The organism is Frankia sp. CoWAU3, assembly GCF_977971855.1.
Map to the genome: position 1 here is coordinate 5310 of NZ_CDWWXB010000059.1, position 10116 is coordinate 15425.

General features: G+C 71.7%; 12 protein-coding genes and 1 pseudogene. 3 read left to right on the top strand and 10 right to left on the bottom strand.

Features of this window, described 5'->3' with window-relative positions; translation table 11 throughout:
• Window positions 1-204 (bottom strand): annotated as a pseudogene (locus AC08ON_RS07900) (glycosyltransferase family 2 protein); the annotation flags it as partial.
• Between the two features lie 312 nt (window positions 205-516).
• On the opposite strand from AC08ON_RS07900, the gene AC08ON_RS07905 reads away from it, so the two are divergent.
• Window positions 517-1749, top strand: a complete 1233-nt coding sequence (locus tag AC08ON_RS07905) for a glycosyltransferase (protein ID WP_476616707.1) — start codon at window positions 517-519, stop codon at window positions 1747-1749.
• Between the two features lie 88 nt (window positions 1750-1837).
• Here AC08ON_RS07905 and AC08ON_RS07910 read toward each other — a convergent pair whose 3' ends face one another.
• From AC08ON_RS07910 to AC08ON_RS07950, 9 genes are all read right to left on the bottom strand, one after another.
• Window positions 1838-2491, bottom strand: coding sequence for a PIG-L deacetylase family protein (locus tag AC08ON_RS07910; RefSeq protein ID WP_011438324.1), 654 nt, complete (start codon window positions 2489-2491; stop codon window positions 1838-1840).
• A gap of 186 nt (window positions 2492-2677) precedes the next feature.
• Window positions 2678-3268 carry an aminoacyl-tRNA hydrolase gene (gene pth / locus AC08ON_RS07915; RefSeq protein WP_476607065.1) on the bottom strand — a complete coding sequence of 197 codons (591 nt, stop codon included), beginning with the start codon at window positions 3266-3268 and terminating at the stop codon, window positions 2678-2680.
• 36 nt (window positions 3269-3304) lie between these two features.
• Complete coding sequence (locus AC08ON_RS07920) at window positions 3305-3925, bottom strand: 50S ribosomal protein L25/general stress protein Ctc (RefSeq protein WP_035732506.1); 621 nt, start codon at window positions 3923-3925, stop codon at window positions 3305-3307.
• Window positions 3926-4102: 177 nt separating this feature from the next.
• Complete coding sequence (locus AC08ON_RS07925; RefSeq protein WP_476607056.1) at window positions 4103-4771, bottom strand: Asp23/Gls24 family envelope stress response protein; 669 nt, start codon at window positions 4769-4771, stop codon at window positions 4103-4105.
• Complete coding sequence (locus AC08ON_RS07930; RefSeq protein WP_476607057.1) at window positions 4768-5343, bottom strand: DUF6286 domain-containing protein; 576 nt, start codon at window positions 5341-5343, stop codon at window positions 4768-4770. Before AC08ON_RS07930 ends, AC08ON_RS07925 begins: the two co-directional genes overlap by 4 nt.
• Before the next feature lie 92 nt (window positions 5344-5435).
• The gene (locus AC08ON_RS07935; RefSeq protein WP_476607058.1) at window positions 5436-5819 is read right to left on the bottom strand and encodes an Asp23/Gls24 family envelope stress response protein; all 384 of its coding nucleotides are present in this window, start codon (window positions 5817-5819) and stop codon (window positions 5436-5438) included.
• Window positions 5816-6004, bottom strand: coding sequence for a DUF2273 domain-containing protein (locus tag AC08ON_RS07940; RefSeq protein WP_035732549.1), 189 nt, complete (start codon window positions 6002-6004; stop codon window positions 5816-5818). Before AC08ON_RS07940 ends, AC08ON_RS07935 begins: the two co-directional genes overlap by 4 nt.
• A gap of 490 nt (window positions 6005-6494) precedes the next feature.
• Entirely contained in the window at window positions 6495-6962 is a 468-nt protein-coding gene (locus tag AC08ON_RS07945; protein ID WP_476607060.1) for a hypothetical protein, read from the bottom strand.
• Window positions 6959-7444, bottom strand: coding sequence for an Asp23/Gls24 family envelope stress response protein (locus AC08ON_RS07950; protein ID WP_476607061.1), 486 nt, complete (start codon window positions 7442-7444; stop codon window positions 6959-6961). Before AC08ON_RS07950 ends, AC08ON_RS07945 begins: the two co-directional genes overlap by 4 nt.
• 425 nt (window positions 7445-7869) lie before the next feature.
• On the opposite strand from AC08ON_RS07950, the gene AC08ON_RS07955 reads away from it, so the two are divergent.
• Together AC08ON_RS07955 and AC08ON_RS07960 are read left to right on the top strand one after the other, a co-directional pair.
• Complete coding sequence (locus AC08ON_RS07955; protein WP_476607062.1) at window positions 7870-8901, top strand: 4-(cytidine 5'-diphospho)-2-C-methyl-D-erythritol kinase; 1032 nt, start codon at window positions 7870-7872, stop codon at window positions 8899-8901.
• Window positions 8898-10116: ABC-F family ATP-binding cassette domain-containing protein (locus AC08ON_RS07960; protein ID WP_476616708.1), on the top strand; the 1219-nt coding region annotated here is incomplete at its 3' end. The genes AC08ON_RS07955 and AC08ON_RS07960, both read left to right, overlap by 4 nt.

The window sequence follows — 10116 nt, forward strand, 5'->3', positions numbered from 1 at the left end:
CGGCCCGGGATAGTCCGTGCGGGTGAGTTCATCCAGTTTCGCCCCGATCACCGCCGACTCCCGATAGGCGGAGACGACCACGCTCAGTCCCGGCCAGATCTCAGGGTCCGGCGGTGCCGTCGACTCCAGACCACGGCTGCGCAATCCGATATAGATCGGATACAAGACGTGACCGTAAACGGTTGTGGCTCCCAGCGCCGCCACAGCGGCACCTCGACCGATGGTCCGGACACCTGTCATGGCGGTTACCGTAGCGTTCCGCCGGTCAGCCACAACCAACGGCTCCGTCCTTTGCGGTACGGCGCCATTGACGCCATGACGCCGCGCAGCCGTGGCACCCGCACCGCGCCAAAGTCGTCCCGCGGAATCGGATGGACCCCCGGCGGACCTGCGCGCACCTCGACCCCACCCTCACCTCACGACACTCTTGTCATCTACCTGGAACTGTCCGCGACACCCCGCGCGAGTACCGAGCCCGCAGTCGTTACCCGACCCCACGGTCGTTACAGTTGTCCGGTGAGCGACTCCACGCGCTGGATCGTCGTTGTCGAGGAACCGTTTCTCCCGGCGGACGCGGGCGGCCGGGTGGAGACCTTCAGCTTCCTCACCGCGGCTTCCGCGGCCGGCGTTCGGATGCAGGTCCTGGTGCCTTCCCGGGAGAACCTGGATATCGCCGTGTACGAGGAGGCCGTGCCGGGTTCGGCCGTCATCCGGCTGCCTCGTGACGACAGCCCACGGGCACACCTGACGGCCCGGCCATTCATGCACGCATCCCGGCCGGTCGGTCCGTTGCGCCGCGCGCTGGAGTCGACACCGCCACGAGCCGACGCCGTGATCAGTTACAGCTGCCGGACGTCGCATCTCGGCGAGGAGGTCGCCCGGATCTGGCAGCTGCCGCATCTGGTGCGCGCGCACAACGTCGACTCGGAGTTCTTCCGGGTGCTGGCCCGCAACAGCTCGGGGCCGCGCGCCGTCGCCTACGAGCTGGAGTATCACAAACTGCGGCTGGCGGAGCTTTCGATGCACCACTCTCCGCTCATCACCTGCATCGCGGACATCTCGCTGGAAGACCACAACTGGCGGCGTACGCGGGCGAGCATCCCAACGTTCCACCTGCCGCCGTTCCTGCCCGTCGGCGCCCTCACCGCACCGACGGGCACCGGGTCGGCCGGCACCGAGCCGACCCCGCCGGGCCGGAAGCCGGCGCCTCGGGACAGCGCCGGCAAAAAGCTGATCTTTGTCGGCTCGCTGGACACCCCGACCAACATCGAAGCCCTGCGCTGGTTCCTCGGCGGCTGCTGGCCGACGATCCGGGTCCGCCATCCCGACGCGACCTTCCAGGTGGTGGGGCGGCGTCCGGAGGAGGGCCTGGCGGCATGGCTCGGTGGCTTCGAGGGCGTGGAGTTGCACACCGACGTGCCGAGCGTCGCCGGTTACCTCGCCACCGCCACCCTGTCGGTGAACCCGATGCGTTCGGGATCCGGCGTGAACATCAAGGCGATCGAGGCAATGGCGGCGGGAACGCCGGTCGTGAGCACACCCACCGGCAGCCGCGGCCTCGGCTGGACGCCCGGTACCCACCTGCTCGTCGCCGAGGACGCGGGCGCCTTCGCCGACGCCGCCTGCAGCCTGCTGGAACAGCCCTGGAAGGCTGCCGAGATCGGAACAGCCGGCCAGGCCTACGTGCTACAGGAACTCGACCACACGGCGCTCATCGGTCGCATCCAGGAACATCTGACGCCAGCCTGAGTCCCTGCCCGCCGGCCCATCTCCCGCCGGGCCTCACCGAGCCGACGGAGCAGACCGGTGGACGGGAGACCGGTGGACGGGAGGCATATCAGAAGGTGAGCATCACCTTACGGGCGTCGAACGCCTCCGCGTAGCGCGTCCCGCACTCGACGCCACGCAGCCGCAGGGTCGCGCGGAAGGTCTCGTCGTCGAACCAGGCGCGGTCCTGCTGGCTGCGGAAATGACGTTTGAGATGATCGAGTTTCGCCCCGACCGTTTCCTCGAGGATCGGGACGTACAGGCTGGGGGACAGCCGGTCAGCCTCCCATTTCGGGATCTCGTAGCCGAGGATGAGCGCCCCGCGAAAGGCCTGCCACGCCAGCTCGCCGAGCACCCGGTGATCCTGGTGGGCATCCGCGAGCGCCGGGGCGAACACGATGTCCGGGGTGACCTGGCGGGCGATCTGCAGCAGGACCTCCTTGACCCCGCTCCACTCCCGCGGGAGGAAACCGTCCCGGACCTCGTGCAGGTGCAGCGAACCGAGCGAGGAGCCGAGCAGTTCACGCGCGCTCTCCTCCGCCTCCGAGCCGCGCTCGCCCTCGCCCGAGAAGACCACCCAGTGCACGGTGGCCTCCGGATGGGCGGCCAGCAACTGCATGATCGTGGCAGCGGCGCCGATCTCCACGTCGTCCGCATGTGCCCCGAGGGCCACGACGCTGTATGCCCGACCATCGGCCGGCGGGCCCGCCGTCAACGCCAGCATCCGGCACTCCTCCGCGCTCGCTCGCCCTTTCTCTCCCCCTCATGCCAGTGCACGAAGCCTCCGCTCCCCGGTTCCCCGACAACCGGCCATGCCGTTGACCTTTCGCATCCATGCCAACACTTGAAGTAGCCAAGCATCCGGAGTGTCCGCCGGACCGGCAGAAACACGCGGCGTCCGTCGAGCGGTTCAGAGCAACGCGTGATAGCGGTTCTGCGCGGGCTCCAGACCGTCGGCGATGAGCATCTCGACCGAGTCGGCCGCGTGTTCGAGCAGGAGGGGCAGCTCACGGCGTTCGGTCGAAGTGAAGTCCCGCAACACGAAGTCGGCCGGATCCATCCGGCCGGGCGGACGGCCGATGCCGACCCGGACCCGCAGATAGTCCCGCGTCCCGAGCGCTGAGGAGATGGACCGCAGACCGTTGTGGCCGTTGTCCCCACCGCCGCGTTTGAGCCGCACGGCCCCGAAGGGGATGTCAAGCTCATCGTGCACCACGATGAGTCGGGAGACCTCGACCTTGTAGAAGCTCCGGGCCGCCGCGACAGGACCGCCGGAGAGATTCATGAAGGAGAGCGGACGAGCGAGGACCGCCCACGCCCCGGCCAGGCGGGTCTCTGCGACATCGGCCCGGGAACGGTGCGACTTCAGCCGCGACCCGGTCCGCTCGGCGAGCAGGTCCACGACCATGAAGCCGGCGTTGTGCCGATTGCCGGCATAGGCCGGTCCGGGATTGCCGAGACCGGCGACGAGCCAGGGCCCATCGCCGGCCGGAGTGATCATCATCGGCAGACGACATCGGCGATGGAGCGGATCCGCCTAGACGGACGCGCTCGCGACGCCGGCTTCCTCCGCCACCGGAGTCTCGCCGAGCGAGGCCTCCTGCTGGGCGTTCGTCCGCTTGGCCAGGCACTGCACGACGACCAGGTCGGGATCGGCGTCGAGCTCGGAGCCTGCCGGCAGCACCAGCTGGCGGGCGAGAATGCTCGTACCTGGCTCGAGCCCGGTGATATCGACCTCGATGGGGCCGGGCAGCCGGGTGGCGTCGGCCTTCACCGCGATCGTGGTGACCTGCTGGTCGACCAGGGTGTCCGGGTGTGGTTCCCCGATCACCTGCACGGGGATGTCAGCCACGACCTTCTCGCCCCGGGCCACGAGCACGAGGTCGATGTGCTCGAAGCTGCCCTTGATCGGGTGGCGCTGGACATCCTTCGCGAGCGCGAGTTCGGTCCCCTCGGCCAGTTCGAGCGTCAACAGGACGTTCGTGCCGGCGTCGGTCTTGAAGGCGTGGAGGAGGTCGTGTGCGGGCAGCGCGATGTGACGCGGCGGCTTACCGTGACCATAGAGAACAGCCGGGACCTTGCCGGCCCGACGGGTGCGACGAGCCCCGCCCTTACCGAACTCGGTGCGCGGCTCCGCGGCGATGCGGACCTCGGACATGGCGGCGCTCATCCTTTCCTGAACTGGGGATCCGGCGCCGGAGGGCGGTGGAACCACCGCGGCGCGGTCCTTCACAGTACCGGACGCGCCATGGCATGGGGGAAACGACCCCGTTCTGTCAAGCCCCTGGGTGCGTCGCGGCCTTGGTCACCCTGCCCGGTCACACCGGGCCGCACCTCAGCGCACCCGCGGCCGGATGGTGGCAGCGGGGCGGACCTCCACCTTGGCCGGTAGCCGCGGACGACCGACCGCGGTCCGGGCTCGATGGAGCACCGGGCCACGGATGTCGTCGAGCACGCCGGCGACCCCCGGCCCCGGGACAACGGTGACCGCGATCTCCAGCACGGGTTCCCGCCTGCCGCGCAGCACCGCCCGCACCGCCTCGACGCCCGCGATCCCGAGCACGTCGTCCTCGACGGCGTCGGTCAGTGCCGCGGCGGACAAATGGACAGCGCCGAGCGCATCACCCGTCACGTAGAGTCCACGACGCCGCGCCGCCAGCGCCGTCTGCGCCCGAAGCCACCCGAGGGCAAGCAGGACGACCAGCCCGGAACCGATCCCCACGACGAGCCAGAACCAGGCGTGGGAGGTCGGGTAGGAACGGGTGTCGGCGTCGAGCACCGCCTCGTCGGCGACGTCGTTTCCGAACGCACCGGCCCCCACCAGCAACGCGAGAACACCGGCCGCGAGGCAGAGCAACCCGACTCCGACCAGGGCGACCCGGTTGAGGCGGTCGGGCGGCGGCTCGGACAGCCCAGCCGGCCTCCCGCCGGGCTCCGCGGGTACCCCGCCACCCGCCGAGCGGCCCTCGGCGGCCTGCCCGCCCACTGCCCGCGTCTCGGTCATGCCGCACCGCCACCGGCCCGGCCCGCCCCGTTGACGGTCCGGTCCGCGGCCGGCGGGGTCGCCTGGATGCGCAGCTCGAGCGGCTCAGCCAACTCGAAGGAGACAAGCGTAGAGGCCAGGACGGCACCCGCGCGCTCCCGCGCGCCACCGGCGGCACGCTGCCGAAGGCGCAGGCGGACGTCGGCGGTCCGGTCACGGACCCGAACCCGGGCGGCCCGCACCCCGTCGACGGTCAGGGCTGCGGAGCGCAGCGCCCACGCAACCCCTCGCCGCTCGACGAAGACAATGGTCTGCGCGCAGCTGCGCCGCACGGCGAGTCGGGACGGTGTTCCGCGCCACGCTCCGAGCCAGATCAGCAGCAGGCCGACCAGAACGCAGATCCCCGCGGCCAGTCGGACTGGCCCGGAGGAGCAGGCCGTGTCCGCCAGGTCGTCCGCCCACGCCGGCCAGTCGACCACGACGTAGCCCCTGCCACCACCGGCCGCGGCCACGATCTCGATGACGGTGATGCCCCCGACGGCCACGATCAGCGCGGCGAGCAGTCCGGCAACGATCCTGCGCCCCACCCGCACGGCACCCTCCCCTAACCGAGCCCAACCTTGTCTGTTACCCGTGGTCTGTTACCCGTGGTCTGAACGCGAACCGGAGGGACAGAAGAGGGCCGCTACCCATCGGAGGGCAGCGACGGGATATCGATGTCCAGGTGTGCCACGCGCACACCCGTGAGCGCCGCGACCCGGTCCCGCACCTCGCACCGGACCAGCTCGGCCGTCTCCGTGACCGGGATCGGGTAACGCACGGAGAACGACATCGTCAGTCGGGCGGTGGCTCCCTCCATCTTCGCCGAGACCCGTGGCCGCCCGGCACGCCCACGACGCCGCGCGCCGCCACGGCGCGGGAATCCGCGTGGCGGTCCGGTAACGCCGACGACATCCGCCGCCGCCATGGCCGCGATCTTCTCGACAACCCGGTCCGCCACCCGCAGGGAACCGGCCCCCGCCCGCCTACCCGCGGGACGGCCCGGTCGCGCACGCTCCCTCTCGTTCACCGCCGCCCCCGACGCCGGTCACCGCCCACATAACGGGTGATATCGAGATCACCATCCACCACCTTGCCGATGACCAGCCCTATCGCACCGAAGACCAGCACGATCAGAAACTCGCTGAAGCCCCCGAAGGCGAGGGCGAGTCCGGCGATCAGACCGATGATCAGGCCAAGCGCGCTCGATCGCATGTGGCTCTTCCCCTTTCCTGGCCCGTCCAGCCCGGCCCGTCCGCAGTACCCGGTCCGCCCCTCTGGACCGGCAGATCGAGGGGCATCCCGCGTGATCGTCACATGGAACCGAGCCCGGGGTGCGGTCCCGCGGACCCGGTGTCGCCTCAGCGCACCCGAGGACCACGGCCGGGGCCGAACCGCGCCCGGCGGTGCGACCACCACCGGCGCGTGGAGGCGGAACACCGGCGCCCGCGACCGCGAACCCAGGCGAACAGGATGTCCGCGGCGGTGGGCCGGTGATGGGTGGTGAGGCGGACACCCGGAACACCCGGAACACCCGGCCCGTCCGGCCCATCCGGCGCGGATCGCAGGGCCCGCAGGCCGGCGGCGAACGCCTGTGGATCACCTCCCCGATCCGGATGGTGCGTGCGGATGAACGCGCGGATCTCGGCTCTGCGTCGGGCGGCGTCGGGCTGGCGTCGGGATGACTCCTGCCGCCGATCGGAGGTCACGGCGCCCCCATCCCCGGCACCCCCGCACCCGGCACCCCCGAACGGGGCGTCTCCGGACCGACTACCGCCGCGTCCGGCCCCTGCGGACATGACCGGTACGGATCCGGAACTGCCAGATCACGGATGACGACGTCGACCCGGGGACAGCCGGGTTCGACCGCCAGCACCGCGGCGCGCACCCGGGCGGCGAGCTCACCGAGCCGTTCCCCGTACCGGCACACGATCTGCACCAGGATCCCGTCCGGCCGTACCCGTACCCCCTCCACCCGGCGGCCCGGAAGGTAGGTCGCGACCTCGGCCGCAGCGCCCGCCCCGCCGTCCGGAACACGGTGACGATCCTCGTGCCGGACCGGCGCGCCGATGAGCCGGACGACACCGGGACAGGACAGCACGGTCCGGGCCACGGCATCCGGGTTCCAGGCGAACCCGCTCACCGGCCCGGCCGCTGTCGGGTTCGTGCTCATTCGACCCGCCGCGACTCTTCCGACTCCTCCTCGCCGATGTAGACGTCGTCGATCGCGATGTTCACCTCGGTGACCTCCAGGCCCGTCATTCCCTCCACAGAGGTGACGACGTTGTGCCGGATCGAGTGGGACAGATCCACGATGGAGACCCCGTAGTCGCAGACGACGTCGAGGTCGATCGCGGCCTGCCGTTCCCCGACCTCCACCGCGACCCCCTGGGAGGCGCTGGCCGACGCGCCGGGGATGCGGGCCCGGAACGAACCCATCGCGCGGGCCCCGCTCGAGCCCAGGTTGTGTACCCCGGAGACCTCGCGTGCCGCGACACCGGCGATCTTGCTGACGACGGCGTCCGCGATCGACGTCCGGCCCCGGCCGGTCATCAGCTCGGTGGATGTCTTGCGCTCCGGCACGGTGGTGCGACGCGCACCACCTGCGTCCGAGGCCTTCGCCTCGGGCCCGGCCGCGCTGGTTGTGGTGGTCATGGTGCTCCTTCCTGGCCGGCATCGTCGGAGCGCCCAAAGCGGTGGAAGGGGTCAGGTCCGACCAGGAGCGGGACGTCGAGGGACGATCCGTCCGGGCGCTCTCCGGTGCGGCCGTTCACGATCAGGGATACCCGAATTCTCCGGTCGGACAACAACCCGTTCCCGTCGGCACAGCTACGATCACTGAACGGAAGCGCGCATCGTCCCCGCCGCGTCGCCGGGAGCCGATTCGCTGCGTCCCTCGCGATCCTTCACGGGCGGACGCTCATCCGCTCCCGGCGTGGGCGGATAGGTTTGGGTGCCGGCCGCCACCGAACGCCACGCCGCCCAGCGGGCGCGCGTGCGTCCGAGCGAAGGAGCATCCGCTGCCTCAATCCCACCCGGGTCCGCGCCGAAGCGTCGGAGCCGGCCCCGCCACCGTCACCGTGCGAGCCCCCGCCAAGGTCAACCTGCATCTCGGCGTCGGACCGCTCCGACCGGACGGCTACCACGACGTCATCACAGTGCTGCAGGCCGTCTCGCTGTTCGACGACGTCTCGGCGACGTCCGTCGATCCCCCGCGGTTCCACGACCCGGGGCCATCGACCACCGACGGGGACAGCCGGTCCAGCGGGGACGGCCGGTCCAGCGGGGACGTCGTCGTGACCGTCGAGGTGTCCGGGGAGGGCGCCGACCCGGCGTCGCTGGGTCCGGCGACGTCCACGCCGGAGGTCTCCATCGTCCCCACCGGCCGGGACAACATCGCCGTCCGGGCCGCTCACCTGGTTGCCGAGGCCGCGGGCATCACCTCGGAACGGGTTCATCTCACCCTGACGAAGGGCATCCCCGTCGCCGCGGGGATGGCCGGGGGCAGCGCCGACGCGGCGGCGGCGCTCGTCGCCTGCGACGCGCTCTGGCAGACCGGCCTGGACCGGGCGAACCTGGCCCGGCTCGCCGCCCAGCTCGGCAGCGACGTCCCGTTCCCCCTGGCCGGCGGCACCGCACTCGGCACCGGGCGCGGCGAGCAGCTCACCGACGTCCTGGCGACGGGCGAGTACTACTGGGTGTTCGCGCTCGCCGACGGCGGTCTGTCCACCCCCGCGGTCTACAAGGAGTTCGACCGGCTGACCGAGGGCAAACTGCGGACCGGCCCGACCCCCGCCGACGACGTGCTCGCCGCGCTGCGCACCAGCGACCCCGGTCAGCTCGGGGCCGCCCTGGTCAACGACCTGCAGCCGGCGGCGCTGCGGCTTCGGCCGTCCCTGCGCCGCGTCCTGGAGGCGGGCCGGGAGCTGGGAGCCGTCGGGGCGGTCGTGAGCGGCTCCGGCCCGACCTGCGCCTTCCTCGCGGCCGGAGCGCAGGAGAGCATCGCGCTCGCGGCAAGCCTCGCCGGGATGGGGGTCGCCCGCGCGGTACGCCGGGCCTCCGGGCCGGCGAGCGGCGCCAGGATGGTGGAGGGAGCAGGCGAAGCGCCGTGAGCGCCGTCCTGGTCAGCCTCGAGAACGTCAACGCCGCGTTCGGCACCCGGACGTTGCTCGACCGGGTGAGCCTGGGGATCGGCGCCGGGGAACGGATCGGGGTCGTGGGGCGCAACGGGGCCGGGAAGTCCACCCTGCTGCGGATCATCGCCGGCGAGGTTGCCCCGGACGCCGGCCGGGTCGTGCCCGCCGGTTCCACCCGGATCGCCACCCTGGCGCAGGCCGACGTGCTCCCCGCCGAGCGCACCGTGCGCGAGATTGTCGTGGGCACCGTCGCTGAACACGAGTGGGCGGCGGATCCCCGGCAGCGGGGCATCCTCGCCGGGCTCGGGCTGCTCGAACGGCTCGACGACCCGGTCGGACCGATGTCGGGCGGGGAACGCCGCCGGGTGGCGCTGGCCCGGCTCCTCGTCCAGGACACCGACCTGCTGATCCTGGACGAGCCGACGAACCACTTGGATGTCGAGGGGGTCGCCTGGCTCGCCCGGCATCTAGCCGGCTTCCGCGGTGGACTGCTCGTCGCGACCCACGACCGCTGGTTCCTCGACGAGGTGTGCGGACGGGTCTGGGAAGTCGTGGACGGGCGTGTCGACGCGTACGAGGGCGGCTACTCCGCGTACGTGCTCGCGCGGGCCGAACGCACCCGGCGGGCCGACGCCACCGAAGCCAGGCGCCAGAACCTGCTGCGTAAGGAACTCGCCTGGCTACGCCGCGGCCCGCCCGCCCGGACCAGTAAGCCGCGCTTCCGCATCGACGCGGCCAATGCGCTGATCGCCGACGAGCCGCCGCCCCGGGACACCATGGCGCTGCGCAGCTTCGCGGCATCCCGGCTGGGCAAGGACGTCTACGACGCCGAGCACATCACGGTCCGGATCGGGGACCGGACGTTGTTCGACGACGTCACCTGGCTGGTCGGACCGGGGGACCGGATCGGGCTGGTCGGTGTCAACGGAGCCGGCAAGACCACCCTGCTGCGCGTGCTGCTGGGTGCGGTGACGCCGGAGGCCGGCCGGGTCCGGGTGGGGGCCAGCGTGCGACCGGCCCTACTGTCCCAGGAGATTGCCGAACTACCGGCGTCGCTGCGGGCCCTGGAGGCCGTCGAACAGGTCGGGCGGGTCCTGGAGGTCGAGAAGGGCCGGGAACGGACCGCCGGCCAGTTACTCGAGCAGTTCGGCCTCCCGTCGTCACGGCAGTGGACGCGGGTCGGGGACCTCT